General features: G+C 58.0%; 24 protein-coding genes. 16 read left to right on the plus strand and 8 right to left on the minus strand.

Annotated elements, in window-relative coordinates:
• The first annotated feature begins 1 nt into the window (after position 1).
• The 8 genes from LG290_RS14265 (at position 2) to LG290_RS14300 (ending at position 7824) form a co-directional block, all read left to right on the plus strand.
• Positions 2–1891 (plus strand): beta-ketoacyl synthase, encoded by a 1890-nt coding sequence (locus LG290_RS14265; protein WP_499837117.1) that lies wholly within the window; start codon positions 2–4, stop codon positions 1889–1891.
• Positions 1888–2367 (plus strand): pantetheine-phosphate adenylyltransferase, encoded by a 480-nt coding sequence (gene coaD, locus LG290_RS14270; RefSeq protein WP_499835365.1) that lies wholly within the window; start codon positions 1888–1890, stop codon positions 2365–2367. Before LG290_RS14265 ends, coaD begins: the two co-directional genes overlap by 4 nt.
• Positions 2368–2441: 74 nt before the next feature.
• Positions 2442–2690 carry a YfhL family 4Fe-4S dicluster ferredoxin gene (locus LG290_RS14275; RefSeq protein ID WP_160419036.1) on the plus strand — a complete coding sequence of 83 codons (249 nt, stop codon included), beginning with the start codon at positions 2442–2444 and terminating at the stop codon, positions 2688–2690.
• Between the two features lie 94 nt (positions 2691–2784).
• The gene (locus tag LG290_RS14280; protein ID WP_499835366.1) at positions 2785–4110 is read left to right on the plus strand and encodes an MATE family efflux transporter; all 1326 of its coding nucleotides are present in this window, start codon (positions 2785–2787) and stop codon (positions 4108–4110) included.
• A gap of 156 nt (positions 4111–4266) precedes the next feature.
• Complete coding sequence (locus tag LG290_RS14285) at positions 4267–5577, plus strand: short-chain fatty acid transporter (RefSeq protein ID WP_499835367.1); 1311 nt, start codon at positions 4267–4269, stop codon at positions 5575–5577.
• A 143-nt stretch (positions 5578–5720) separates the two neighbouring features.
• The gene (locus tag LG290_RS14290; RefSeq protein WP_499835368.1) at positions 5721–6203 is read left to right on the plus strand and encodes an acyl-CoA thioesterase; all 483 of its coding nucleotides are present in this window, start codon (positions 5721–5723) and stop codon (positions 6201–6203) included.
• Positions 6204–6350: 147 nt separating this feature from the next.
• Complete coding sequence (locus tag LG290_RS14295) at positions 6351–6749, plus strand: DUF1622 domain-containing protein (RefSeq protein WP_499835369.1); 399 nt, start codon at positions 6351–6353, stop codon at positions 6747–6749.
• Between the two features lie 70 nt (positions 6750–6819).
• On the plus strand, positions 6820–7824 hold the full coding sequence (locus tag LG290_RS14300) for an ion transporter (RefSeq protein WP_499835370.1): 1005 nt from the start codon (positions 6820–6822) through the stop codon (positions 7822–7824).
• A gap of 111 nt (positions 7825–7935) precedes the next feature.
• Here LG290_RS14300 and LG290_RS14305 read toward each other — a convergent pair whose 3' ends face one another.
• Together LG290_RS14305 and LG290_RS14310 are read right to left on the minus strand one after the other, a co-directional pair.
• Positions 7936–8283: an I78 family peptidase inhibitor gene (locus tag LG290_RS14305; protein ID WP_499835371.1), complete on the minus strand. Its 348-nt coding sequence runs from the start codon at positions 8281–8283 to the stop codon at positions 7936–7938.
• Between the two features lie 96 nt (positions 8284–8379).
• A complete protein-coding gene (locus tag LG290_RS14310) occupies positions 8380–8511 on the minus strand; it encodes an entericidin A/B family lipoprotein (protein ID WP_499835372.1) in 132 nt (43 codons plus the stop codon).
• Between the two features lie 167 nt (positions 8512–8678).
• Here LG290_RS14310 and LG290_RS14315 point away from each other — a divergent pair, with 167 nt between their 5' ends.
• A complete protein-coding gene (locus tag LG290_RS14315; RefSeq protein WP_499835373.1) occupies positions 8679–9113 on the plus strand; it encodes an HIT domain-containing protein in 435 nt (144 codons plus the stop codon).
• On the opposite strand, the gene LG290_RS14320 is transcribed toward LG290_RS14315, so the two are convergent.
• From LG290_RS14320 to LG290_RS14335, 4 genes are read right to left on the minus strand one after another with little or no spacing between them, the layout of a single operon-like run.
• Complete coding sequence (locus LG290_RS14320; RefSeq protein ID WP_499835374.1) at positions 9101–10099, minus strand: nickel/cobalt transporter; 999 nt, start codon at positions 10097–10099, stop codon at positions 9101–9103. The genes LG290_RS14315 and LG290_RS14320 overlap by 13 nt on opposite strands.
• Entirely contained in the window at positions 10090–10761 is a 672-nt protein-coding gene (locus tag LG290_RS14325; RefSeq protein WP_499835375.1) for a DUF1007 family protein, read from the minus strand. Before LG290_RS14325 ends, LG290_RS14320 begins: the two co-directional genes overlap by 10 nt.
• Positions 10762–10817: 56 nt before the next feature.
• Positions 10818–11180, minus strand: coding sequence for a hypothetical protein (locus LG290_RS14330; RefSeq protein WP_499835376.1), 363 nt, complete (start codon positions 11178–11180; stop codon positions 10818–10820).
• Entirely contained in the window at positions 11177–11740 is a 564-nt protein-coding gene (locus tag LG290_RS14335; RefSeq protein WP_499835377.1) for a hypothetical protein, read from the minus strand. Before LG290_RS14335 ends, LG290_RS14330 begins: the two co-directional genes overlap by 4 nt.
• Positions 11741–11842: 102 nt before the next feature.
• Here LG290_RS14335 and LG290_RS14340 point away from each other — a divergent pair, with 102 nt between their 5' ends.
• Both LG290_RS14340 and LG290_RS14345 read left to right on the plus strand, forming a co-directional pair.
• The gene (locus LG290_RS14340) at positions 11843–12988 is read left to right on the plus strand and encodes a glycerate kinase (protein ID WP_499835378.1); all 1146 of its coding nucleotides are present in this window, start codon (positions 11843–11845) and stop codon (positions 12986–12988) included.
• A 173-nt stretch (positions 12989–13161) separates the two neighbouring features.
• Positions 13162–13635: a Dps family protein gene (locus LG290_RS14345; protein ID WP_499835379.1), complete on the plus strand. Its 474-nt coding sequence runs from the start codon at positions 13162–13164 to the stop codon at positions 13633–13635.
• A 71-nt stretch (positions 13636–13706) separates the two neighbouring features.
• Here the strand turns inward: LG290_RS14345 and LG290_RS14350 are convergent, their stop codons facing one another.
• Complete coding sequence (locus LG290_RS14350; protein WP_499835380.1) at positions 13707–15863, minus strand: tRNA(Met) cytidine acetyltransferase TmcA; 2157 nt, start codon at positions 15861–15863, stop codon at positions 13707–13709.
• Between the two features lie 330 nt (positions 15864–16193).
• Between LG290_RS14350 and dctP the strand changes: the two genes are divergently transcribed.
• The 4 genes from dctP to LG290_RS14370 all read left to right on the plus strand — a co-directional run bounded on the left by dctP (position 16194) and on the right by LG290_RS14370 (position 21120).
• The gene (gene dctP / locus LG290_RS14355) at positions 16194–17297 is read left to right on the plus strand and encodes a TRAP transporter substrate-binding protein DctP (protein WP_499835381.1); all 1104 of its coding nucleotides are present in this window, start codon (positions 16194–16196) and stop codon (positions 17295–17297) included.
• Between the two features lie 67 nt (positions 17298–17364).
• Positions 17365–17865 (plus strand): TRAP transporter small permease subunit, encoded by a 501-nt coding sequence (locus tag LG290_RS14360; protein ID WP_499835382.1) that lies wholly within the window; start codon positions 17365–17367, stop codon positions 17863–17865.
• The gene (locus tag LG290_RS14365) at positions 17862–19193 is read left to right on the plus strand and encodes a TRAP transporter large permease (RefSeq protein WP_499835383.1); all 1332 of its coding nucleotides are present in this window, start codon (positions 17862–17864) and stop codon (positions 19191–19193) included. Before LG290_RS14360 ends, LG290_RS14365 begins: the two co-directional genes overlap by 4 nt.
• 310 nt (positions 19194–19503) lie before the next feature.
• Positions 19504–21120, plus strand: a complete 1617-nt coding sequence (locus tag LG290_RS14370) for an ABC transporter permease (protein ID WP_499837118.1) — start codon at positions 19504–19506, stop codon at positions 21118–21120.
• Here LG290_RS14370 and LG290_RS14375 read toward each other — a convergent pair.
• Complete coding sequence (locus LG290_RS14375) at positions 21073–22200, minus strand: ABC transporter ATP-binding protein (protein ID WP_499835384.1); 1128 nt, start codon at positions 22198–22200, stop codon at positions 21073–21075. The genes LG290_RS14370 and LG290_RS14375 overlap by 48 nt on opposite strands.
• Before the next feature lie 270 nt (positions 22201–22470).
• Here LG290_RS14375 and LG290_RS14380 point away from each other — a divergent pair, with 270 nt between their 5' ends.
• Complete coding sequence (locus LG290_RS14380) at positions 22471–23499, plus strand: Fe(3+) ABC transporter substrate-binding protein (protein ID WP_499835385.1); 1029 nt, start codon at positions 22471–22473, stop codon at positions 23497–23499.
• The last annotated feature ends 78 nt before the right edge of the window (positions 23500–23577 follow it).

Genomic DNA, 23577 nt, shown 5'->3' on the forward strand with positions numbered 1-23577 from the left:
CATGGGCGGCATCAATCCCGCCGGCAGAACCTCGGGCCACCAGGCCTTTCGCCGCACCGTGCTTGATGCCCTTCCCGCTGACCAACAGCGCCAGACGCTAGACGGCTTGGCTGCCCTGATGCGTCTTGTGAAAGCTACTGAAACTGGCTGGCAAGACGCCTCGGGCAACCGCGTCGAGGCGCCTTCGGAGCAGTTTCACGACCAGGTACTCAACCATACGCTGGTACGCCGCAACGAAGACCCGCGCTTTCAGGCACCGGGCCTGGCGACCAATCGACAGGCCAGCATGGGGTTCGAGGCGCCTCTGCGTTTTCGCCTGCCCAGACGCCAATTGCCCGAGCATATTCCGCCTAGCTGGGAAGTGCGCCCCCTGGATGCCCGTCAGGTGGAAGTCACGGTGCCGGCCGGAAGCCTGGATGTGCTGCTGCCGGATGCCCAGACGTCCAAGGTATCCACCGCGGCACAACTGCCAAGCGGTTTCGACCCGGCCGGCCTTTATCGCAGCGTGCACCATCCACGCGGCTTGTCCATGGCAATCTTCGCTGCCAGTGACTGCCTGGGCGCCAGCGGCCTTCATTGGGAGAGCTTGCGCCAACGCCTCGATCCGGACCTGATCGCGGTATATGCCGGCAATTCCATCGGCCAGATGGATGACCAAGGGTGGGGTGGCCTGCTCAAGAACCTGGTCAGCGGCAATCGCGCCACCTCCAAGCAAATGCCACTGGGTTACGGCCAGATGCCGGCCGATTTTCTCAATGCCTATGTGCTGGGCAGTGTTGGCGGTACCGGTGCGGCCTTGGGCGCCTGCGCCAGCTTTCTGTATAACCTGCGCCTGGGAATCGACGATATTCGCGCCGGCCGGCGTCGCGTTGTCATGGTGGGCACCGCAGATGCACCGATCACCCCGGAAATCATCGAAGGTTTCCGCGCCATGGGCGCCCTGGCCGACGATCTCAGCTTGAAAGCGCTGGATGCGTTGACCCTGCTGACCGACAGCGACTACCAGCGCGCCTGCCGCCCTTTCGCTCGCAACTGTGGCTTCACCATGGCTGAGGCTAGCCAATTTGTATTACTGATGGATGACAGCCTGGCCATGGAAATCGGTGCCGATATCCTGGGCTCGGTGCCGGATGTATTCGTCAATGCCGATGGTTACAAGCGTTCGATCTCTGCACCGGGTATCGGCAATTACATTACCTTGGGCAAGGCCGTCTCCCTGGCACGCGACATCCTCGGAGAAAAAGCCTTGCGGGAACGCACTTTTGTGCATGCCCACGGCACCAGCACGCCGAAGAACCGCACCACCGAATCGCATGTATTCGACCAGGTGGCGCGCGCCAACGGGCTATTCGACTGGCCGTTGGTGGCGGTCAAGGCGTTTGTCGGCCATTCGCAAGGCTCGGCAGCAGGTGATCAGCTAACCAGTGCCTTGAGCAGCTTCGCTCATGGCCTGCTTCCCGGCATTCCCACCCTGGATGCCGTGGCCGACGATGTTCATGGCGAACGCCTGCGCCTGTTTGCTGAACCGCAAGCTTTCACGGCGGATGCCGCCTTCATCAATGCCAAGGGCTTTGGTGGCAACAACGCCACAGGCGTGGTGCTTTCGCCCCAGGTGACCGAAAAGCTGCTGCTTCAGCGTCATGGAAGCCGGGCACTAGCGGCATGGAAATCACGACGTGAAGCCGTCCGCGAGCAGGCCCAGGCCTACCTCGACCAAGCTGACCTGGGTCACTATCAGCCCCGCTATCAGTTTGGTGAAGCAGTGCTCGAAGGTCCCGAACTTACCGTTCACGCCGACAGCATCACGATTCCCGGCTATGCCCATTCGGTGTCTCTCAAGGTGCCCAACCCCTTTGGCCATGTTGAAGACGAAGGAGGCGAAAATTCATGAATACCGCGGTCTATCCCGGCACTTTCGACCCCATTACCCATGGCCATTTCGACTTGATAGAGCGGGCCGCCCGTATGTGGGACAAGGTAGTGGTGGCGATTGCCGCAAGTCCTGGGAAAAGTCCGACGCTCTCATTAGATACCCGTATCGAGCTGGCAAGAACGGTATGTGCCGACTTGCCCAACGTGGAAGTCATCGGCTTTTCCGGCCTTCTGACCACCTTGATGAAGGACCAGGATGCTACCATCATCCTGCGTGGCTTGCGCGCCGCCTCGGATTTTGAATACGAGCTGCAACTGGCCAACATGAACCGCGCCCAGAACCCGGAGTTGGAAAGCGTGTTTCTGACCCCGGCGGTGGAAAATTCCTACATTTCCTCGACGCTGGTGCGTGAAATTTCCAAGCTCGGCGGCGATATTGGCTCTCTGGTGCATCCTCAGGTCGCACAAGCGCTGCGCAACCACTACACTACGTGACTGTCGTCTTTACCTGACCAAAACACTCGGCTATTTGCCGACTGTGTCACGCTAGCCATTCGCGAGGTATGCCCATGGCCCTGATTATCACCGACGAGTGCATCAACTGCGACGTCTGCGAACCGGAATGCCCCAACGATGCCATTTCCGCCGGGGAGGAGATCTATGTGATCGATCCCAATCTGTGTACGGAATGCGTCGGCCATTACGACGAACCGCAGTGTCAGCAGGTCTGCCCCGTAGACTGCATCCCGCTCGACCCGAACCGCCCAGAAGACCATGACCAGCTGATGCAAAAATATAACCGCATCACCGCGGCCTGAATTCTTGTAAATATGGGCTTGTAGATAGCTCATTGCTGACGCCCCGCCTGCCAACGGGGCGTTTTTGTTTCCCTTCGCCAGACGAGACATCGCCTTGCCGGTAACCACTTTTTCCCGCCCCCGCATCTGGACGCTGGCTTGGCCGATCATCATCTCCAACATTACCGTGCCCCTATTAGGGCTGGTGGATACTGCCGTGGTCGGCCATTTGCCGGATTCAAGCTACCTGGCCGGGGTTACCTTGGGCGCGACACTGTTCAGCTTCCTTTACTGGGGATTTGGTTTCCTGCGTATGGGCACCACAGGCCTGGTGGCCCAGGCGGTCGGCCGCGAAAGCGATGACGATGTACGCAATCTGCTGGGACAGTCGTTACTGCTGGCGGGGGTCATCGGAGTGCTGTTGATCGTCTTCTCGCAGCCCCTGATTCAACTGGGATTATGGCTGTTGGGCGGCAGTGAAACTGCCACCACCTTGGCCCGCGACTATGCCCAGATCCGACTTCTTTCGGCACCTGCGGTGCTGGCCAACTATGCCATCATCGGCTGGTTTCTGGGTCAGCAGAACTCCCGGGTGATATTGATTCTGCTGGTACTCACCAACAGCGTAAACATTCTTCTGGACCTGCTGTTCGTGGTCGGGCTGGGCATGACCAGCAATGGCGTGGCCTGGGCCAGCGTTATCGCCGACTATACGGCGCTGGTAGCCGGGGGCTGGTTGATCGTTAGTCGGCTCAAGCGGCTGGAGGGGCGATTTCTGCGCGAACGTCTCGCCCGCTTGTCGGCTTACCGGGAACTTTTTCAGGTCAATGCCAATCTCTTCGTGCGTACCTTGGGCCTTCTGTTCGCCATGGCGTTCTTCACCGCTCAGGGGGCAAGCCAGGGCGATACCATCCTGGCGGCCAATGCGGTATTGATGCAGTTCATCATGCTCACTTCCTATGCCCTGGATGGCTTTGCCCATGCAGCGGAATCGCTTGTCGGACGTGCCTACGGCCGCCGTCACTGGCAAGAGTTTTCGGTCACCGTGCGTGCGGCGGCACGCTTTTCGCTGCTCGCCGCGACCGGGGCCGCCATCGCCTTTGCCCTGGGAGGCAATGCACTGATTGCCCTGCTCACTGGCTTGCCTGAGGTGCGCGCCACAGCAGCCATCTACTTACCCTGGATGGTAGCCATGCCATTGATTGCGGTATGGAGTTACTTACTTGACGGGGTGTTCATCGGCGCGACCGCCGTACGTGAAATGCGTAACAGTATCTTCGTCGGGCTGGCGGTCTACCTACCGGTCTGGTGGTTGACTGCAGGCCTTGGCAATCACGGCCTATGGCTCGCCTTCACACTTTTCACACTGGTGCGCTCGGTAGTATTGGTGAGTTATTACCTGCATTATCGCCGCTCGTGCTGGCGACCCAACCCCCGATAATCGTTGAAGTTGGGTTATAGGAGAGCTCTAAAAACTGAGCTAACGTTAGTCGAGCATGTCATCAACTACCCTGAAGCCTCCTCTAACCGGGTGACCCCCCTGATCATCCGTATATTAGCGACGCGTCTTCTATAACCCAATAAAAGTGAGCATTTCATGCTTAAAATGATCTCGAAACCTGCGGTCAAGTTGGTGGAACGCTACCTGCCTGACCCTTATATCTTCGTGTTGCTACTTACCTTGGTTGCCGCCGTGGCGGCGATCGCCGTCGAGCGTCAAACGCCGCTCGCTGTATTACGTTTTTGGGGTGACGGCTTCTGGAACCTCTTGACCTTCTCGATGCAGATGCTGCTGGTGTTGATCACCGGCTTCATGCTCGCCAGCTCCCCGCCAATCAAGCGTATTCTTCAGCGCATTGCCGGCAAGGCCACCAATGCAGGTAACGCCATCTTGCTGGTGACGCTGGTGTCGCTGGCTGCCAGCTGGATCAACTGGGGGTTCGGTCTGGTGGTAGGTGCCCTGTTCGCCAAGGAGCTGGCTCGCCTGATACGTGTGGATTATCGCCTGCTGGTGGCGAGCGCCTATTCCGGCTTTGTGGTGTGGCATGGCGGGCTTGCAGGCTCCATTCCGCTGGTCATTGCGACCGACGGCCACTTCACCGCCGACCAGATCGGCATTATCGGCACCGGCTCGACCATCTTCGCCTTCTTCAACCTGGCCATCGTGGTGTGTTTGTTTATCGCCATCCCCCTGGTCAACCGGATGATGCTGCCCGACGAGAAAGATAGCGTCTATATCGACCCCAAGCTCCTCGACGACCAGATCGAAGTCCCAGGACGCGCCATACGCCCGGCGGAAAAGCTTGAAAACAGCGTGCCGCTGGCATGGATGATCGGGATACCGGGGCTCTTGTTCCTGCTCGATCATTTTCTGCTGCGTGGCGGCGGTTTGAACTTGAATATCGTCAACTTTCTCTTTCTGTTCCTGGCCCTTGTGCTGCACCGTACCCCACGCAGCCTGCTCAATAGTCTCAACGAGGCGATCAAGGGTGGTGCCGGCATCGTCATCCAGTTCCCTTTTTACGCCGGCATCATGGCGATCATGGTTCAATCCGGCTTGGCCCAGAGCATGTCGGAATGGCTGATTTCCTTCGCTACCGAGACGTCACTGCCGTTCTGGTCGTTCTTGAGTGCCGGTATCGTCAATCTGTTCGTGCCTTCCGGTGGCGGCCAATGGGCGGTGCAAGCTCCGGTCATGCTGCCTGCCGCTGAAGCCCTGGGTGCCGATATCCCCCGCATCGCCATGGCAGTGGCTTGGGGCGATGCCTGGACCAACCTGCTGCAGCCTTTCTGGGCATTGCCGGTACTTGCTATTGCCGGCCTCAAGGCCAAGGACATCATGGGTTTCTGTCTGATTCAGCTATTCATTACCGGAGCGATTATCAGTATCGGTCTGACCTGGTTCTAAATTTCTTCTTTGCATGGTTACGCTCGTCTCAGGTGTTGTAACCTTGGACGAGCGTTTTGCTGAAATCATGAAAGTGATACCCCTCACGTCTGGAGCCCATGGCCGTGTATAACAATGACCTCCTATGTCAGCACGAACTGAGCATGACCGTATTGATGACGCCGGATATGGCTAATTTCAGCGGCAAGGTGCATGGTGGCGCCATTCTCAAGAAGCTCGATGAAGTTGCCTACGCCTGTGCCAGTCGCTACTCGGGCAGTTATGTGGTCACGCTTTCAGTGGACCAGGTATTGTTCAAGCAACCGATTCACGTTGGCGAGCTGGTCACCTTTCTGGCCTCGGTCAACCATGTGGGGCGCTCGTCGATGGAAATCGGCATCAAGGTGCTTGCTGAAGACATCCGTAACAAGGTGATACGCCATACCAATAGCTGTTATTTGAGCATGGTCGCTGTGGATGAGAAAGGCACTCCTGCTGAAGTCCCTCCGCTCAAATTGGAAACATCGCTGCAAAAGCTACGTTTCGACAAGGCCACCCTTCGCAAGAAACTACGCAAACAGGCCGAAGTAGAGGCCCGCCGCACGCATGAACAGCATTATGAAACGCAGCGTCTTGCCAAGGAGTAGCCTTCTCCATAAACGCTAGCACCTGAAAAATGCAGTATCTGAAATAATATTGATCATTCCGGCTGCGGCCGGATATTTTGCTGAATACGGCAAACATCGCCATTCTGTTAAATGAGTTTGTTTCAATCACTCAAAGGCGAGACATGCATGGAACATTTTATCACCATCATCGACTTCGTTGCCTTGGGCGTAGAAGTGGCCGGGGTAGTGGTTATCGTGGCCGGTTTCATTTTCGCCACCTACCGTTTCCTGCGAAACCCCAAGGTAAAAGGCAGCACTCACCTGGCTTATCTCGACTATCGCCATGCAGTGGGAAGGTCGCTTCTGATAGGCCTGGACTTTCTGATCGCAGGCGATCTAATCAAGACGGTGATCATCGCCAACACCGGTTCGCAAGTGGCGACGTTGGCAGCGGTCGTTCTGGTGCGTGCCTTCCTGGGTTTCACCTTGCATATCGAGATAGAAGGCCAGTTGCCGTGGCACGCCAGTAAAACCAAACCGGCTCACCACGACGATAACAAGCCTTCCCACACTCATCAGGAGTAATGCCAATGGCAGTTAACCACTCGCCTTGCGCTGCGCGCGAAAGTTCCTATCACCTGGACGAGAAGCATCCATGACGGCTCCAGCCACGTCGCGTAGGCTCCCCAAGAACGTGGAATATGTTCATCTGGCCTGGGATATGCTGATCCTGGCCGCGGTCGTGATCAACCTGAGCCTACTCCTGTTTGATTCATTATTTTTGTTGGATTACATGAGTGATGGACTGGAACGTATGGCGCCTGATTTTCATGCCTTCTATGCCCAAAACATCCATGCCAATTTCATGCGTATCGACTTGGCATTCGTGGCCATTTTCGTTGCCGACGTACTGTTGGGCTGGGCAGTTGCCATCGTCGAACGGCGCTATCACCGTTGGTTTTTTTACCCCTTCGTTCACTGGTACGACGTCCTGGGCTGTATCCCCTTGGGCGGTTTTCGCCTGTTGCGTATCCTGCGGGTGGTATCGCTGCTCTATCGCTTACAGCGGCTGGGATGGATCCACGTCGAACAGTGGGCCATTTACGCCTTTCTTGCCAAGTATTACGAGATACTGCTGGAAGAACTTTCCGACCGTATCGCCCTGCGCCTGCTCGACGATGTGAAACATCAGGTGCAAGCCAGCGATTCTCTGACCGAACAGCTCATCGAACGTGTGGTGAGGCCTCGCAAACAGCAGCTCATCCATGAAATTGCCCAGCGACTTGAAGACATGGTGGGTGGCACCTATCAGCGCAATCGCCAGGACATCATGACCTACATCACTGAAGTGGTCGGGCGTACCCTGCGCGAGAGTCCGGAAATTCAGCGTCTGAGCCGCTTGCCCATGGGGCATCAAATCACCCAGGCAATGAATGAATCACTAAGCGGTATCGCCCGCCGGCTGGTCGATGAAATAGCGCTCGGGATTCATTCTCGCGAGTTCAACGCCCTTGTCGAAGGCGTGGCGGACAACGGCTTCGACACCTGGCTGCGGGTCAATGACCATAGCGCCAAGGTATCCGAACAGGTGGTGGTTGAGGTACTGGAAATGCTCAAGGATCAGGTTCGCCGCCAGCGCTGGAAGGAACGCTACGACTGAAACCAGACCTTGCAGCTAGAGCGTTGCGGCAGGCAGGCAGGCGGCCACCATCCAACCCTGAGCACTAAGCAAGGAAACGCACCTGAGTACAATGTTCATTTATCGGCGAAGCTAGCCACAGCGCAGTTGGATTATCTCGTCTCGCTCGTTGAGATGAATATTAAGGCGGTCGGGGCGATGGTCCATGGTAGCGGCCTCGCCTGGACGCAGCACCCGCACTTGATTGGCACCGCTTTGCTGCTTGATCCGTTGTGCATCGTTCTCGCTGAAGGTGCGGCCTATCTCGTCCTGTACCGCCTCGGCATCACATGGCTCCTGCTCTGCTGCGGCGCTCTCCTCAAGCGGGGCGGGCTTGGGTGCCGAAGGTGCCGGAGGCATTTGCGCTGTCGTGCAAGCAGTCAGTATCAGCGCCAACCCTGCTCCGGCAGTTTGTAACGCGACATTGCGTGGAATGACCATCGGGCAGCTCCCTTTTCGAGACGTTAAAGGCAACGGGGCAAGCATTTCTGCTTACCCCGTCTTATCTTTTAATCAATTTTTGCCAGGCATATCGTATTACTCGGCCGCTTCTTCTACGGCTCTTCCTCCTTCCTGTACATCCTGTCCCGCCCCTGCAATGGTGTTGCAACCTGTCAGAACACCGGCGGACAACAATAAGATAAAGCTCATTGCGAGTAGCTTTTTCATTGTGATTCTCCTTAACCATAGAACAAGACATAAGGAAACTTATGTGCTTCAGCGTAACAGCATTTCGCGGTTTTGCTTAGCTTTCTCAACCGCTTTTATCCAGCCTACTCCCGTGTTGCAGCAAGCCTGCTATGATAAAAATCATCTTCTCGCGACAAGGAACCGCCATGAACGATCTGGAACTGGATGAACGCCTGCAAGCCGATACATTCCCCGTGACCGAGCTTCCGCTGTGTCGGGTATTACTGATGGATGATGCCCGCTTTCCATGGATTATCCTAGTACCCCGGCGCCCCGCTGTCAGGGAAGTCTTCGAGCTTTGTGAAGAGGATCAGCGCCAACTGTGGCGTGAAGCCACCGCCATCGGCGAAGTCATGAAGGCCGATTGTCACGGGGATAAACTCAATATCGCCACCCTGGGTAATGTCGTCGAGCAACTGCATGTGCATGTGGTCATACGGCGCAAGGATGACGCTGCCTGGCCCGCCCCGGTATGGGGGCAGGGTAGCGCGGAACCTTACGGCAAGAACGGACTGGCCGCCATGCGCGACCATCTACTGGCTCAGATCGAAGGATTGCAGCTCGACTCTCAACCGTCCTGACCGCTAAGCAGGCTAGTACGGGGCTGCGGCTCATTGAGCAAGGGCCCACCACCGGCGGGTTGCGTGACGCCCGCAACGCTCAAGGAAATTCCCAAGGCGGCAATGATTAGTCCGCCGCTCAAGGCGGCCCAGCCGGTGACCCGCTGAAGCCCTTGTTGACTGCTCTGACGTGCCAAGCGTTTTTGTGCCCAGCCCCGCGCCACCACACTGGCTAATGCCAAGGCGGAAACGGTCAGGGCAGTCCCCAGCGACATGACCAACACCGCCGCAACTCCCACCGCAAACTGCCCAAGCAAGCTTGCCGCCCCCAGCATCAGTACCGCTCCCGAGCAAGGCCGCATGCCGATGGCACCCACCGTCATCAGGGCGGTACGCCAGTCCAACGCCTGGGAAGGCTCGATATGGTGCGCCCCGCCACAGCAATGGCTATTGTCGTCGTGGTCGTGGTCGTGGTCGTGAGTATCAGCTGAGTGGCGATAGGCCCGGTGCAATTGCCTGACGGCACGCCAGCATAACCACAAGCCAAGCCCTGCCACCAACAGAAAACTTCCCTGCTCGACCCAGGCGACACTTCCCATGGCCTGGCGTGTCACCCAGCCGAGTCCATGTACCAGCACCATTACCAGGGCGATGGCGGTGACACCCTGAAGCAGGGAAGCAGCGAATGACAACCCCAGTGCTCTACGCACCGCACCGCCATGCGTGGCCAGGTATGTTGCCAGCACTGCCTTGCCGTGCCCCGGCCCTGCCGCATGAAAGACACCATAGCCGAAGCTCACTCCCAACAACGTCGTCCAAGCCGCACTTGAAGGCTCTCGGGAAAGCTCGGTGATAGCCAACGTCAAGCCACGGTGAAGTTCACGCTGCCAGGCCAGAAGCTGATAACTGGACGTCTGGAAACCGCCTTGGGTCACCCAATAAACCAGCATTCCCAGTACAGCCACCAGGACGATGAGCACGAGAGCTTGATGACGGTTCACGGACATGCCACCTCCCCGGTTTCCGCAAAGTGGCGCCCCAGCCCCGGTGTCGCCTGCTCATCGGCGCCCAGCATGGCTGCCGCCATGACGCGTTCAGGATCAGGGTCGGCGGGAAAGATGCCTAGCCGGCACTGCTGTTCACCGTTCAGAACCAAGGCACTCTCCAGCGGTTCACCTTGATCGGCTTCATGCACCACTTCCAGGTAATAGCTTGGGTCAAATACCTGGTAGCGCAGGATGCTTCCTGTGAGAGGCTGCGGCGTCTGTAACGGTAAGATGAACATGAAGCTGACCCGCCCATCACGCTCCATCACGGTATAATCGGTGACCTCACCCAACCCTTGCAGCTCGTCATTGAGATAAATCTCGGTGAAGTAGCCCTGGGTTGCCAGATTGGCGCGAATTTCATGCCCGAGTTGATCCAGGGCGGCATCCAGGTTGTCGCCTTCTACCTGCTGAAGTTCTTCGAGTACCACCAGGCTATAAAAAGGGTCCATCCGCCAGGTTTGACGCAACCCTTCCACCCGGCCTTGCTCATCGGTCATCACCCGCACACTCAGGTCTATCCACCCATGAGGGTGAGCGCTTACATTGGCGCTCAGCATGCCCAACAGCAATAACGCAGCGCCTTTCCACCCACCGGCACGCAAAGGTCTTGTTAGCCTCATCTTACGATCAGCCTCACCTGGTTGTTTGTTAGTTAATCTCATTGCAGCGATAAAATTCAGTGAGCCAGCCCCATCTTGGCCTGAAGGCTGGCTAACCAAGGGTCAAGCAGGTAGGCGGGCAGAGGCTTTCCACCCCGTTGCGCCATTACCCGGATGAGGCTGGCATTCTCGCCTTGTTCGATCACCTGAAGTGTCACGCGATATTCCGGCCAGCGTGCCAACGACGCTTCCGCGCGCCCCAGTGCAAGGTCGGCATGCCGAATCACGTAGCCCTGTTCCACCAGCAGCTCAACCGCCTGACGCAATGTCGTTTCGGCGGGTGCCGAAAGTGTCATTTCACTCGGAGGCACAGGCGGTGTGGCGGCACAGCCCGCCACCATGATCAGCAATAAACAACCCGCTAGCAGACGGCAACTCATGGCGCGGCTTCCTGCTTTTGAGAAGGCTCTTGAGAAAACGCTGCCATGGCTTGATACAGGCGCTGACAGAAATCGGCATCGCTGGCGCTGCGCGCTTCGCGCAGATCCCCGAGCTGATCGAAGCGGCGAATATCGCGTGACACCCGCACCTCATTTTCATCGACCAGTAGCGTTACCCGCTCCACTTCCGTGGGCCGCTGTCCGATACCTCCGTAGCCCAGCATGACCCCTGTGGAAAAGCCTCCCCGGCTGCCCAACCCGATACTTCCGAAAACCCGCGTGCCTCCTGCATACCAGCCATGGAGATCTTGCCAGGGATCATAGGCGAGCAGTTCACTGCTACGGCTGGCACTGACCAGACCAAGGTCGGTATCCGACGCATCCAGCGAGAACCCCCATTCGGTCAACACTTCCACCCCGGCCGTCAAGGGGTCGGCGGCCTCGCTCACGAAATGGCAAGCCGAGTCTGGGTCGGGTTCTGCCTGCGGCAAGCGGTCCGGCACTACCTGGCAGCCTACCAGCCCTAGCACCCCGACCATACTGAGTAGTTTCCACTGCATTGGGAATCCTCTGTAAAGCGGCTTGCCTGGTCCGGCGCCACCGGTTCGCGTTAAGCTCACCATGCTATGCCTCAGTGACAGCCGTTTGCGGAGATCGTGCCCATGAATATCCTGCTTTGTCCGGACAGTTACAAGGATGCCCTGAGTGCCCAGGCGGCTACTGCGGCCATGGCTCGCGGCGTGCTGCGGGCTGCCCCTGATGCCACAGTGGTTTCCTGCCCCCTGGCCGATGGTGGCGAGGGTAGCCTTGAGGCCTTGATTGCCGCCACTAGCGCCCAGCGACGCCTGACAACGGTACAAGATGCTCTGGGTCGCCCCATCGAGGCCGCTTGGGGCTGGCTTGCCGAGCAGCATACCGCCTTTATCGAGCTGGCTGAAGCCAATGGACTACAGCACCTTGCGCCGGAAGAACGCGATGCCGGACACACATCTTCCTTCGGCACCGGCGAACTGATACGTGCAGCTCTCGATCAAGGTGCACGGCGGCTTTTGCTCCTGCTGGGCGGCAGTGCCACCAACGATGCCGGTGCCGGCATGCTTAGCGCCCTGGGGGCTCGTTTGCTGGATGACCAAGGACAGCCGCTGCCTCCCGGTGGAAAGGCACTTGCCCAGTTGGCGAGCCTGGATATTACCCAGCTGGACCCCAGGCTCTTTCAATTGAGCATGGAGGCGGCGGTGGACGTGGACAATCCCTTGCTGGGCGAACGTGGCGCGAGCGTGGTATTCGGCCCGCAAAAAGGCGCCACTGCACAGGATGTCGCCATTCTGGACCAGTCGCTCGAGCATTTTGCCACTATTTGCGCCACAACCTTGGGCAAGGATTACCGTGCGCTAGCCGGTGCCGGTGCCGCCGGCGGGATGGGCTTTGCCGCCCATGCCTTTCTACAGGCCAAATTGCGCCCGGGTATCGAGATGATCATGGCACAGACCCATTTTACCCAGCACCTATCCCGGGCGGACCTGGTGATTACCGGCGAAGGCCGCCTGGACGGCCAGAGCCTTTCCGGCAAGACACCCATTGGCGTGGCACGCCTGGCCCGGCAGCACGCCAAACCGGTGGTGGTACTGGCCGGAAGCCTGGGAGATAACTGGCATGCCTGTCTGGAAGAAGGGGTCACGGCCGCCTTTGCCCTGGCGGACGGTCCCATGTCTCTGGAACAGGCGCTACGCCATACCCCCGAACTCCTCGCCGACCGCTGCGAGAACGTGATTCGGCTGTGGCAGGCAAGCTCAGCACTTCGACCTTGAAAAACCTTCGACCTTGAAAAATCAAGCCACCGTCAGCATTTAGGGTGAAAGAGACTAATGGCGCAGCGCTATCGCAACGATAAGTAGAAGTTACTTTTCCTCTTTCGCGCAGCGCTTTACCCTGAAGCGTGGGCGAGCGCTCAAAATGAGCGCACCAGACAAGGAGATATTCCATGACAGAGACCAACAGCATCGGTTTGCACGAAGGCAACGCCAGCCAGCTCGCTGAAAAGCTCAATCACCTTCTGGCGAACTATCAGATCTTTTACATGAACGTGCGTGGTTATCACTGGAACGTGAAAGGCTCCCACTTCTTCGAATTGCACACCAAGTTCGAAGAACTCTACACCGATCTGTTGACCAAGGTGGATGAAGTCGCCGAGCGCATCCTGACCCTGGGTCATACGCCGGTACACGCCTACAGCGATTACGTGACGATGGCCGACATCCAAGAAGCCAAGGACGTACAGGATGGCGAAGCCTGCGTGCGAGGCATTCTCAAGGGCTACCAGACCTTGATCGAACTGCAGCGTGACGTTCTGTCGCTGGCGTCGGATGCCGATGACGAAGGCACCGCTTCCCAGGCCGGAGACTATATCCGCGAACAGGAAAAGACCGTCTGGATGCTCAACGCCTACCTGGGGTAGAGCTTTTTGAGATAGAGCTTCTTAGAAGATCGGCACCGTTCCAGCAATGCCGATCTTTTTGATTTCGCCGATCAAAGTACCTCGGCGTGCAGCAGCGCAGCCACCGCCTGCCGCAACTCAAGAGTTGCCGTGCGCCGTGCTTTGTCCAGCGCCCAGCCCTGGAAGGCCCAGCCCGCCAATTGCCGACAACTTTGCTGGTCCGCTGCGGCCAACGGTCGTTGGCACCCATGCAATACCAATGCCTGAATCGCCGGTCGCGCCAAGGCCGGTTCACGCTGGGCGAAGGCCACATCCTCAAGGTCCTGACGTATCGCCTCCGAGACGGCGGGTTTCGGCAGGTCGGCGAGCAAGGCGGTCGCCACCGCGGCCGGCAAATTGGTCAGTTCAAAGGCGAGCAACCCAGGCAGGGCCGCATGGAAACGCCGGCGTAGCTGCTCAACCAGGGCGCGTCCCTGCGCAGTAAGCCCTTGCGCCACCATTAACGCATGCTCCCCGGTAGTCGTATCCCGCTTCAAGCCTAGGCGCAGCGGAGTGAAACCTAGCGCACGCCAGAAGGCCAGCAGATCAGGGTCGGCACCAAAGGTGGCACCGTAAATTTCACGGCCTTGCGCTCGCGCCAGCGGAATATCCGCTTCGATCAATGCCCGGCCCAAGCCTTCACGGCGGCGCTCTGGGTGCGTGGCGATACGCGTCACTCGCCGCCAGCGCCGCATTACCGCCTCGCGAGAGCCAGCATGAGCGGCCAGTGATTGCGCCAGCAAATGGCCCTGGGGGCGCCGCTCGCCCCGTGCTACCCGGTCCGCCATCGCGCTATCGAAGCCGCCTTCATCCCGGGTGACCAGCACCGCCTGTGGCCAATCCTTCGCCTTGACTACTTGCAACCGCGTACTGGGGCCATCGAGCAACTGACGCAGGTCACTGGGCGTGGTGCGATAATGCGCCTGTACCAGCAGGCCGAATACCGCTCGCAAGCGAGGCTCGTCATGCGCCAGGTCCGCTCGCTTCAGCGAGACCACTTCAACTGGCTGGAAGGATACTGGCCCCGGCTGGGCATCGAGCAATAGAAGTGACGACGTGACCTCTTCCAAGGGATCCCCGCTTGACCAGCGTACCGGCGTTTGCATCTCGATTTGACGCCAATCGGGGGTGCGTTGGTCCAGTTGGGCGCGAAAACGCAAAGCAAATCCGCGCCCCGAGCCTTCATAGCCATGAACCGTGGTGGCAAAAGCGATGCGTGGAAAGGCTTCCAGCCAGGTGCCGAGCAGGGCCGCGGGAATCGCAGCGGCTTCATCGACCAGTAGATAGCTGCCCTTGCCGCCCAGGCTATTTTCCACCACCTGACGCGTCAGGGCATCCGGCGCGACGAAGCGAACCTCACCGGCGCCGGGAAGCACAAAGCGTAAGCCATCACGCAGGCCTTGTGGACACAGCACTTCCAGCCGTTCGAATACCGCTTCGACGGCACTCGGGCGAGGCGCGCTGAGCACCACCAATGCCACACCGGACTGCAGCAGTTGGGCACTGGCAATGCCTAGGGCCGCACTCTTGCCGCGCCCACGGTCGGCGGTGATCACAAGCGGTCGGCGGCGACGCAGATGGGTCAATTGCTGCACCACCGCCGCCTGGTCGGGCGTCACGCACTCAGAGGCTAGAACTTGATCGCATTCACCTAGCGTTGCAAGCTTCGGCCTTGCCGAAAGCCGGGGCAATCGCGGGCATTGGTCAGCCTGCCAATCCACCACCTGGTTGGAGCGATGCAGCAGTTGCGCCAAGCGCTTCAGATAATTGGCGGATAACGAGGACCAGGCGTGGGGGTAATCGGCAAATCGAGCATAGTCGGCATCCGGCGTTTCGCCCCAGTCAATCGGCGTCATCAGCACCAATAGCCCTCCGGCTTGCAAGGTGCCGGAAAGCGCACCCAGGGCGTCCGGGTCAAACCCGTTGGCTTGGCTTACCGCGTCGATGATGACCAGCCCATGCTCGGCGCCTAGCCGCGTGCGTGCCTGGCGTGGGCTGATAGCTTCAATAACTGGCGCGGGGTCTCCCACCCAGAGAGGCGCTTGCCAGGAATGCGCTTGCCATAACGCCAGGGCGAGCCGATGGCAGTCAGCTGCATCGCCACGCAACCACACCAGATTACGCCAGCCTCGCCGTTCCAGCCGACAGGCATGGTGAACCACCAGGCCGACGGCACGCTTTGAGATTTCGCTGGGGGAGAAATGCGGCATGCATGTTCCTTTAAATAGGCGCCCTGCTTACAACTTTAGTATTAATACCGCCTGCTTTTCAACGGCTTTTGATTCCTGCCCGATGCTTGGAATACACCAATAAAATCACAACTCATTGAATTAAATAATAATTAAAATTAGCAACATCCACTAACTAAGAGTTTAAACACCGCTTACTGATATTGCGCCGCAACGGTTGAAATATGCTAGTTTGAAGCGGCAGTTGACCGATTAGGCAAGGCTTCGCCTGACGTGCACGTCAACTGCACCTTCCTGTTTCCCGATGATCAAGACCAAAAATTTCACAAGCCAAACACCAGGAAATATGCCATGAAGAAGACAACCCAATTTGCCATCACCGGCCTCGCCGCCGGTATCGCCCTTGCCGCCCTCTCCACAACCGCCCAGGCCCAGGAACGCTGGACCATGACTACCACCTGGCCGGACAACCTGGCACTGATCGAAATCGATCGTCACTGGGCTGAACTGGTCAACAAACTGGCCGGTGACGAGCTGGAAATCAACTTCCGTGCCGGCGGCACCCTGATGCCCGGCACCGAGGTGTTCGATGCCACCGAAACCGGCAGCATTGAAGCCGCGGGTGATTGGCCCGGTTACTGGGCCGGCCGCAGCCCGGCCTTTTCGCCGTTAGCCACTACCACCAGCCTGTTCAACGGCGTGGATTACCTGAACTGGATTCAACAATGGGGCGGTTTCGACCTCTACCAGGAAGTCTACGGCAACTACAATATGGTCTACCTGCCGTACGGGATCACCAATAACGAATCCGGTTTCATGGGACGTACCCCCATCGAAAGCCTGGCCGACCTCGACGGCAAGCGCATCCGTCTTTCCGGACGTGACCAAGGGCGCGTTCTGGAAGAACTCGGCGGCTCGCAGGTCACCCTCGCCGGCGGTGAAGTCTATCAGGCCATCGAGCGCGGTGTGATTGATGCCGGTGAATTTTCCACACCGGGCGTCGACTACGAGGCCGGTTTTGCTGAAGTGGCTGAATACTGGGCCACGCCGGGCTGGCACCAGTCTGCCAGTGTCTTCGGTGTCATGATCAACAAGGATGCCTGGGACGCACTTTCCGAAGAGACCCAAGACAAGCTGAAGATCGCTGCCGAAGCCACCATGGCCTGGTCGCTTTCCTGGTCCGAACGGGGTTCCACCGAAGGCACCATCAAGTTCCAGGAAGCCGGTGTCGAAATCAACCAGTTCTCTGACGAAGACCTCGCACGCATTCAGGACATCACCAATGAAGTGATCGTCCGCGGCGCCTGTGAAGATCCGATGCATGCCAAGGTTTATCATTCCATGGTCAGCTACATGGAGCATTATGCTAACTGGCGTGATATCACCGCGCCGTTCAACATGAGCCGTACCATCGACAACCTGCCCTCACTGGAAGAAATCGAAGCCTGCCTGTAAGGCGCTCAACGCCGCCTCGATGCCTGGCATCGGGGCGGTTTTTTCGTATTGATTGCGGAGTTCCTCCATGAATGCAATTGCCAAGGCGATCGATACGCTCAATGAAGTGTTCGGGCGAATCATTGCGCCGCTGATTGCGATTATCGCGCTCATAGTCCTTTACGATATTGCATTGCGCTTCTTCACCGGTCGCCCCAGCGACTGGGCTTTCGACATCACCAAGATGCTGTTCGGAGCGCATTTCATGCTGATGGCGGCCTATGGACTGCGCCATCATGCTCACGTCGAGGTCGACGTGGTCAAACGGTTACTCTCACGCAAGAAGCAGGCGATACTCGATATTATCGGCTACCTGATCTTCTTCGTGCCCTTCATGTGGATGCTGATCAGCCTCGGCTGGAGTTTCTTCATGCGTTCGTTCAGCCGTGGCGAAACCACCTATGGCATGGTCGCGATCCCGGTTTACCCGATTAAAGGCGTCATCTTCGTGGCGGCGGTACTGATCCTGCTGCAAGGCATCGCGATCTTCATCCGGGCTATTCAGCAACTGCGGGAGGAACAGGCATGAATTTAAGTCCGGAAATGCTCACTCTGGTGATGTTCGCCGGGTTGATGGTGGGGCTGTTCATGGGTCACCCCTTGGCGTTTGTGCTAGGCGGCGTTGCGGTCATTGGCGCCCTTGTGGGTCCTGGCCTGAATGTGATGGGTACCCTGATCAACAACATCTATGGCAATGCCATGGATAACTACGTACTGGTGGCGATCCCGCTGTTCGTGTTGATGGCGCGGTTTCTGAACGACTCGGGGGTCACCGAGAAGATGTTCGATGCCATGCGCCTGTTGCTCGCTAACCTGCAGGGCGGCCTGGCATTGACGGTGGTCATCGTGTCGGTGCTGCTGGCCGCAACCACCGGCATCGTGGGCGCCTCGATAGCCGTGATGGGCATGATCGCCCTGGTGCCGATGCTCAAGTATGGCTACAACAAGGAGCTGAGTGCCGGGGTGATCATGGCCAGCGGCTGTCTGGGCATCCTGATTCCGCCCAGCATCATGCTGATCCTGATGGCCAGCTACTCGCCGGTCTCGGTAGGAGCGCTGTTTGCGGGGGCCCTGGTGCCGGGGTTGATGCTGGGGGTGATGTACGCGCTCTATGTGCTGATCATCTGCTACATCAAGCCCGAGTACGGCCCGAAGGTGCCGGCGGAAGAACGCGCCCAGACTAGCACCGGCGAACTGCTGATCATGCTGTTCAAGTATGTTCTGCCGCCCATGGCATTGATCCTCGGGGTATTGGGGGCCTTGTTCACCGGGGTGGCCACGGCCACGGAAGCCTCGGCCATCGGGGTATTCATCGCCTTTCTGCTGTTCATGATCTTTGGCGACCGCAAACTCAAGACCTGCTACAACACCCTGATCGATGCCAGCAAGACCACCACCATGGTCATGCTGGTCCTAGTCGGGGCCACGGCCTTCACCGGGGTGTTCTCCCGCGGTGGTGGCATGAGCGTAATCAGCGACCTGGTGCTGGCCATGCCCGGTGGCACCACCGGGGCCTTGATCCTGATGCTGTTTCTGGTGTTCATCCTGGGCATGTTCCTCGACTGGACCGGCATCGTGCTGCTCAGCTTCCCGATCATGTTGCCCATCGTCGAGGCCATGGGGATCGATATGCTGTGGTTCGTGGTGATGGTCGCGGTGGTGCTGCAGACCTCGTTTTTGACACCGCCGTTCGGCTACGCCCTATTCTATCTCAAAGGGGTGGCACCGCCCGGGGTGGAAATCGTCGATCTGTACAAGGCGGTGATTCCGTTCGTGGCCTTGATCATCCTGGCATGCCTGTTGATGGCCTTCTTCCCCTGGTTGATTACCGGTTTGCCGGCCATCTTGCTGGGTTAATTGTTTTCTTTGGGTTGGCCCCATCCGAGTTGATGAGCAGGGATTAATAACCACAATGCCCGCCGCTGAAAAGCGGCGGGCATTGTGGTTCATGGTCCAGGTTGCGTTCATAGGCCTGACACAGGCTGCAGGCATAGACACTGAGTGATACTATTCTCATCCGCCATCCAATTACATTCAGCTGGTTTTCGCCCTACCTACCGGAAGGAGTTACCGCTTGGCCCGTTCAGCCGCTCTACGACGCCCATCACTTACTCGACGATTATCCCTGCGCTTCAATGCCTGGAGCGCTTTGACCATTGTCATTGCCATGATCGTAGCCCTGCCGGTGATAACGGTACTTGCGCATATTTTCATGCCCACCGATGGGATCTGGCAGCACCTCGCCAGTACCGTCCTGGGTCGCTATCTGAGCAATACCCTTTTTCTGGTGGTAACGGTGGGCATGGGCACTTTCGTGATCGGTACCGGCACCGCCTGGCTGGTGGTGATGTGCCGTTTTCCAGGGCGTCGACTTTTCGAATGGGCCTTATTGCTGCCGTTAGCGGTGCCGACCTATGTCATTGCTTATGCCTACACCGATTTTCTGCAGTATGCCGGGCCGTTGCAAAGCTGGTTGCGAGCGGTCTTCGAATGGGGTCGGGACGATTACTACTTTCCCAATATCCGTTCGCTGGGGGGTGCGGCCACGCTGATCACGCTAGTGCTTTATCCGTATGTCTATATGCTGGCGCGGGTCGCTTTTCTCGAACAATCGGTCTGCGTTCTGGATGTGGGACGAACCTTGGGACGCGGCCCTTGGCGGCTATTCAGCAGCGTCGCATTGCCCTTGGCGCGCCCGGCGATTGTCGGCGGGGTTTCGCTGGTACTGATGGAGACACTCAACGAATTCGGCGCGGTGCAATACTTTGGCGTGGATACCTTTACCACCGGGATCTATCGCACCTGGTTCGGCATGGGCGAACAAGTAGCTGCCGCCCAGCTGGCCGCCTGCCTGCTAGCGTTCATCATTGTACTTGTGCTATTGGAGCGCTGGTCGCGAGGCAAGCGGCGTTACTTTCATACATCAAGCCGCTATCAGCAACTACCTGAATACCAGCTCGACGGTTGGCGCAGCCTTGCCGCTTTTAGCGCCTGCAGCTTGCCAATATTGATCGGCTTTCTGATCCCCAGTGGCCTTCTGGGTCACCTTGCCGTGCGCCAGGGTGACAGACTGTTTGGCACACAGTTTCTTGAATTTGCCGCTAACAGCCTGGTGTTGGCGACAGCAGCCGCAGCAGTGGCCGTCGGCTTAGCGCTTATCCTGAGCTATGGGGTACGCCTTCATCCCGGCCCGGTAACGCGCAGTGCCACTCGCATTGCGGCCATGGGGTATGCCGTGCCCGGCTCGGTCGTCGCGGTAGGCATCTTGATCCCTTTCGCTTGGCTGGATGATCAGCTCAATAGTTTCTTGCGTGAGCATTATGGCATCATTGCCGGACTGGTATTCAGTGGCTCCGCCTTTATTCTGGTGTATGCCTACGTAGTGCGCTTTTTGGCCGTCTCGTTCAATACACTGGAAGCCAGTCTGGGCAAGGTAACTCCCAGTATGGATGCGGCCTCACGAACCTTGGGCCAAACGCCGGGTGGCACCCTGCGCCGAGTGCATACCCCCATCATGCGCGGCAGTCTATTGGCCGCCGGAATTTTGGTATTCGTCGATGTCATGAAGGAGCTGCCGGCAACGATTATTCTGCGGCCTTTCAACTTCGATACATTGGCGGTGCGTGCTCACAACCTGGCCGCGGATGAACGGCTTGCCGAAGCCTCCACCGCCTCATTGACCATTGTGGCGGTGGGTATCATTCCGGTCATTCTGCTGAGTGTGGCCATGCGCCGCTCACGCCCTGGAAGCGGCCAGGTCGAGAGGAAAGATAAACACCTGTGAAGGATCCAGTTGAATCGAAACCGGCTGTCCTTCTGCGGGAAGAAAAACCCCGGGCATCCGGGCATGCAGGTGCGCCTCATGGCCCTGTATATCGTGGGCACAGATATGTAACAAACTGGTGCGACCCAGCAATTTGGCCATGATGATGTGGCTACGCCGATGCAGCGCCGGCTCGTCAAGCTCGATTATATTCAGCGCTTCGGGGCGGATCATCACTTGCACGCGACAGCCTTCTTCTAACCCCGGGGCCGCCACCGACCCGACCGGGGTTTCCACCGCTCCATTCTTCACTTCGCCTTCCAGATCATTGACGTCGCCGAAGAAGGACACCACGAAAGGATGCTGGGGCGCACAGTAAAGCTCGCGGGGCGTTCCCATCTGCAGGACATGCCCTTCGTGCATCAGGGCGATGCGGTCGGCCATGAACATGGCTTCTTCGGGGTCGTGAGTCACCAACAGCGCACCCGCTCCTACCTTCTTTAACAAGTGCAGCGTATCGTCGCGGATGCGATCGCGCAGCCGCGCATCCAGACTTGAAAACGGCTCATCCAGCAGCATCAACTGCGGCTCCGGCGCCAATGCCCGGGCCAACGCAATACGCTGCTGCTGCCCCCCTGAAAGGGTGTGCGGATAGGTGGAGGCAAACTGCTTCATGCCCAGCTGCTCGAGTAGCTCCATACCGCGCCGACGACGCTCACGCCCGGGCATGGACTTGAGGCCGAAGGTAATGTTCTCGAGCACAGTAAGGTGAGGAAATAACGCTGAATCCTGGAATGCCAAACCCACGTTGCGCTTTTCCGGCGGCACATGCGCCATACCGGGAGCACTGATAGTGGTGCCATTGAAGGCCATGCTGCCCTGTTGCAGCACCTCAAGACCAGCAACGATACGTAACAAAGTGGTCTTGCCACACCCCGAAGGGCCGAGTAGGCAAACCACCTCCCCCGGCTGCATTTCCAGACTGATGTCTTCCAGGGCAACGTGCTGGCCATAAGCATGACGAATGTTGTGCATGGCGAGTACCGGCGCCTGGCCTGACGCAGGATGCTCGACAGCGGAGAGATTCAGTTGGCTATTCATAGTGAAATCGGCTCGACTGTACGAGAGAAATGTTGCTTTCCATGATAACGCGAAACGTTCGTAAATACGTTGCGATTGTACTCCCATTTACATTTACACAACACAGAGCGCTTTTAGGAGTCCCCGCTTATTAGCTGAGCGAAAACTGACTCATATCATTTTCGTGCGCAGGACATAGTTGACAAGATAGGAGACAAAGCGCTTCAATAGCAAAATCGAATGCAACGTATTATCATTCAACATTCAATACCCATTACCAAGAGGCTTACAATGTTCACGCACTCTCGTCTCGTCCTGCCGTTCGCGGCCCTGATCACCGGCGCTGCTTTTGCCACCAATGCATCCGCCGAGGAAGTGAACCTCTACTCCGCGCGCCACTACGACTCTGATCAAGCATTGTATGATGCGTTCACCGAAGAAACTGGTATCGAGGTCAACATTCTCGAAGGCGATTCCGACCAACTTATCGAACGTATTCTGCGTGAAGGCGCGGCTAGTCCCGCTGATGTGATGATGACCGTGGATGCTGGCCGCTTGTGGCGCGCCGAACAGGATGGCATCTTCGAAGGCATCGAATCCGAGGTTCTCAACGAGCGCCTGCCTGAAGCCATGCGTCACCCGGAAGGCAAATGGTTTGGTTTCAGCCAGCGCGCTCGCGTTATCTTCTATAACCGCGATGCCATCGATCCCAGCGAAATCACTCGCTACGAAGATCTCGCCGATCCCAAATTCGAAGGCCAGGTCTGCATTCGTTCCTCAAACAATATCTACAATCAGTCGCTCCTCGCCTCCATGATCGCGCACCATGGTGAAGAAGGTGCCCAAGAATGGGTGCAAGGCGTGGTCGACAACATGGCTCGCCAGCCGCAAGGTGGCGACACGGACCAGATTCGTGGCGTGGCCAGCGGCGAGTGCGACCTGGCGGTTGCCAACCACTACTATTACGTACGCCTGCTGGAATCCGACAACGAGGCTGACCGTGAAGCTGCTGAGAAAGTCGGCATCATCTTCCCCAACCAGGATGGCCGCGGCACTCACATTAACGTTGGCGGTGCCGGTGTAGTGAAAGATGCACCGCATCATGACAATGCTGTTCGCTTCCTGGAGTTTCTGGCATCCGACGACGCTCAGGAAATCTTCGCTGCCGGCAACAATGAATTCCCGGTCGTGGAAGGCGTGGAAAAAGCTGAGGTACTGGAATCCTGGGGCGACTTCAAGCGAGATGAGCTGAATATCAGCATCCTGGGTGAAAACAATCCTGAAGCCGTGCGCATTTTCGACCGTGTCGGCTGGCGCTAAGCGCTAGACCTTACCGGTTCGTCAAAAGGCCCGCAGAGCAATCTGCGGGCCTTTTGTTTGGAACAAGCGCGCTTGAGA

Source organism: Halomonas sediminis (assembly GCF_044871105.1).
GTDB lineage: Bacteria > Pseudomonadota > Gammaproteobacteria > Pseudomonadales > Halomonadaceae > Vreelandella > Vreelandella zhuhanensis.

What these genes read in the sequence shown, in the direction of transcription:
- LG290_RS14265 (WP_499837117.1), top strand. Translation starts at nt 2, where the DNA reads ATGGGCGGCATCAATCCCGCCGGCAGAACCTCGGGCCACCAGGCCTTT.
- coaD (WP_499835365.1), top strand. Translation starts at nt 1,888, where the DNA reads ATGAATACCGCGGTCTATCCCGGCACTTTCGACCCCATTACCCATGGC.
- LG290_RS14275 (WP_160419036.1), top strand. Translation starts at nt 2,442, where the DNA reads ATGGCCCTGATTATCACCGACGAGTGCATCAACTGCGACGTCTGCGAA.
- LG290_RS14285 (WP_499835367.1), top strand. Translation starts at nt 4,267, where the DNA reads ATGCTTAAAATGATCTCGAAACCTGCGGTCAAGTTGGTGGAACGCTAC.
- LG290_RS14290 (WP_499835368.1), top strand. Translation starts at nt 5,721, where the DNA reads ATGACCGTATTGATGACGCCGGATATGGCTAATTTCAGCGGCAAGGTG.
- LG290_RS14295 (WP_499835369.1), top strand. Translation starts at nt 6,351, where the DNA reads ATGGAACATTTTATCACCATCATCGACTTCGTTGCCTTGGGCGTAGAA.
- LG290_RS14300 (WP_499835370.1), top strand. Translation starts at nt 6,820, where the DNA reads ATGACGGCTCCAGCCACGTCGCGTAGGCTCCCCAAGAACGTGGAATAT.
- LG290_RS14305 (WP_499835371.1), bottom strand. Translation starts at nt 8,283, where the DNA reads ATGGTCATTCCACGCAATGTCGCGTTACAAACTGCCGGAGCAGGGTTG.
- LG290_RS14310 (WP_499835372.1), bottom strand. Translation starts at nt 8,511, where the DNA reads ATGAAAAAGCTACTCGCAATGAGCTTTATCTTATTGTTGTCCGCCGGT.
- LG290_RS14315 (WP_499835373.1), top strand. Translation starts at nt 8,679, where the DNA reads ATGAACGATCTGGAACTGGATGAACGCCTGCAAGCCGATACATTCCCC.
- LG290_RS14320 (WP_499835374.1), bottom strand. Translation starts at nt 10,099, where the DNA reads ATGTCCGTGAACCGTCATCAAGCTCTCGTGCTCATCGTCCTGGTGGCT.
- LG290_RS14325 (WP_499835375.1), bottom strand. Translation starts at nt 10,761, where the DNA reads ATGAGGCTAACAAGACCTTTGCGTGCCGGTGGGTGGAAAGGCGCTGCG.
- LG290_RS14330 (WP_499835376.1), bottom strand. Translation starts at nt 11,180, where the DNA reads ATGAGTTGCCGTCTGCTAGCGGGTTGTTTATTGCTGATCATGGTGGCG.
- LG290_RS14335 (WP_499835377.1), bottom strand. Translation starts at nt 11,740, where the DNA reads ATGCAGTGGAAACTACTCAGTATGGTCGGGGTGCTAGGGCTGGTAGGC.
- LG290_RS14340 (WP_499835378.1), top strand. Translation starts at nt 11,843, where the DNA reads ATGAATATCCTGCTTTGTCCGGACAGTTACAAGGATGCCCTGAGTGCC.
- LG290_RS14345 (WP_499835379.1), top strand. Translation starts at nt 13,162, where the DNA reads ATGACAGAGACCAACAGCATCGGTTTGCACGAAGGCAACGCCAGCCAG.
- LG290_RS14350 (WP_499835380.1), bottom strand. Translation starts at nt 15,863, where the DNA reads ATGCCGCATTTCTCCCCCAGCGAAATCTCAAAGCGTGCCGTCGGCCTG.
- dctP (WP_499835381.1), top strand. Translation starts at nt 16,194, where the DNA reads ATGAAGAAGACAACCCAATTTGCCATCACCGGCCTCGCCGCCGGTATC.
- LG290_RS14360 (WP_499835382.1), top strand. Translation starts at nt 17,365, where the DNA reads ATGAATGCAATTGCCAAGGCGATCGATACGCTCAATGAAGTGTTCGGG.
- LG290_RS14365 (WP_499835383.1), top strand. Translation starts at nt 17,862, where the DNA reads ATGAATTTAAGTCCGGAAATGCTCACTCTGGTGATGTTCGCCGGGTTG.
- LG290_RS14370 (WP_499837118.1), top strand. Translation starts at nt 19,504, where the DNA reads ATGATCGTAGCCCTGCCGGTGATAACGGTACTTGCGCATATTTTCATG.
- LG290_RS14375 (WP_499835384.1), bottom strand. Translation starts at nt 22,200, where the DNA reads ATGAATAGCCAACTGAATCTCTCCGCTGTCGAGCATCCTGCGTCAGGC.
- LG290_RS14380 (WP_499835385.1), top strand. Translation starts at nt 22,471, where the DNA reads ATGTTCACGCACTCTCGTCTCGTCCTGCCGTTCGCGGCCCTGATCACC.